This is a genomic window from Streptomyces rubellomurinus, assembly GCF_000961885.1.
Lineage (GTDB): Bacteria > Actinomycetota > Actinomycetes > Streptomycetales > Streptomycetaceae > Kitasatospora > Kitasatospora rubellomurina.
In genome coordinates, this window is record NZ_JZKH01000222.1 from 1 (window position 1) to 1,939 (window position 1,939).

Annotated in this window: 1 protein-coding gene; it reads left to right on the forward strand. The window is 75.6% G+C overall.

The window, feature by feature from the left end; translation table 11 throughout:
* Positions 1-1,939, forward strand: a 1,939-nt coding sequence (locus VM95_RS37385; RefSeq protein ID WP_045705813.1) for a non-ribosomal peptide synthetase, incomplete at both ends; no start/stop codon positions are given.

A 1,939-nucleotide genomic window follows, 5' to 3' on the forward strand; every position in this document is an offset into this window, starting at 1 on the left:
GGGCGCGAGCCTCCGGTTCACCGTCCCGCCGGAGGTGCACGACGGCCTGCTCGCGCTCGCCCGGGAGTCCAGGGCGACCCTGTACATGGTGGCCCAGGCCGGCCTGGCCGCGCTGCTGACCCGGCTCGGCGCGGGCGAGGACCTGCCGATCGGCGGCGTCGTCGCCGGCCGCACCGACGAGGCACTGGACGAGCTGGTCGGCTTCTTCGTCAACACCGTGGTGCTGCGCACCGACACCTCCGGTGACCCGACCTTCCGCGAACTGCTGGGCCGGGTGCGGGAGTCGGACCTCGCGGCGTTCGCGCACCAGGACGTGCCCTTCGAGCGCCTGGTGGACGCGGTCGGCGCGAACCGCTCGCTGGCGCGGCACCCGCTCTTCCAGGTGATGCTCGTCCTGCAGAACACCGAGCAGGCCCGGTTCGCCTTCGCGGACCTGAGCGCCGACTGGCGCTGGGTGGACGCGGGCGTGGCCAAGTTCGACCTCTCCTTCGAGCTGACCGAGCAGGCGGAGGGCGGTCTGGCGGGCCTGCTGGAGTACTCCAGCGACCTCTTCGACCCGGAGACCGCCGAGCGGATCTGCGAGCGCTTCGTCCGGGTGCTGGCCGCCGTGGCCGCCGAACCGGACCAGCGGATCGGGCGGATCGAGGTGCTGGGCGCGGCCGAGCGCCGGCAGGTGCTGGAGGAGTGGAGCAGCGCGCCGCGCGCCGTCGAGGAGCTGACCGCGCCGGAGCTGTTCGCGGCCCGGGTGGCGGCGGCGCCGGACGCGCCGGCCGTGCTGTTCGAGGGCGGTGAGCTGTCGGCGGCCGAACTCGACGTGCGGGCGACGAAGTTGGCCCGGCACCTGGTCGACCTGGGCGTCGGCCCGGAGACCTTCGTGGCGCTGGCCCTGCCGCGCTCGGTGGACGTGGTCGTCGCCGTCCTCGCCGTGTGGAAGGCGGGCGGCGCCTACCTGCCCGTCGACCCGGCCTACCCGGCCGAGCGGATCTCCTACATGCTGGAGGACGCCCGGCCGCGGCTCGTCCTGACCCGCTCGGACGTGGCCGACCGGGTGCCGGCCGGCCGCCCGGTCGTGGTCCTGGACGACCCGGCCGTGATCGCGGCCGTGGAGGCGCAGTCCGCGGCCGAACTCGTCAGCCCGGCACGGTTGTCGAACCCGGCGTACCTGATCTACACCTCCGGCTCGACCGGCCGCCCCAAGGGCGTCGTGGTCTCGCACACCGGGGTGGCGAGCATGCTCGCCGGCCAGGTGGACCGGCTGGAGGCGGGCCCCGGCAAGCGGGTCCTGCAGTTCGCCTCGCCGAGCTTCGACGCCGCCTTCTGGGAGCTGAGCCTCGGCCTGTTCTCCGGCGCGGCCCTGGTCGTGGCGCCCGCCGACAAGCTGCTCCCGGGCGAGGAGCTGGCGCAGGCGCTGACCGGATTCGGGGTGACCCACGTGCTGCTGCCGCCGGTGGTGCTGGCGGCGATGGAGCCGGCCGAGGACCTGCTGCCGGGCGGCTGGCTGGTCTCCGGCGGCGAGGCGCTGTCGGGCGAGGCCGCCGGCCGCTGGGCGACGGGCCGCCACCTGGTCAACGCGTACGGCCCGACCGAGGCGACCGTCGCCGTCACGCTCAGCGCGGCGCTCAGCGGCACCGCGACCCCGCCGATCGGCACGCCGCTGGCGAACGCCCGGCTGTACGTGCTGGATTCCGGCCTCCAGCCGGTGGCGCCGGGCGTGGTCGGCGAGCTGTACATCGCCGGGCCCGCGCTGGCCCGGGGCTACCTGGGCCGCCCCGACCTGACCGGTGAGCGCTTCGTCGCCGACCCGCACGGCCCGGCCGGTTCGCGGATGTACCGCACCGGTGACCTGGCCCGCTGGGGTGCGGACGGCCAGCTCCGGTACGCCGGCCGGGCGGACCACCAGGTCCAGCTGCGCGGCTTCCGGATCGAGCTGGGCGAGGTC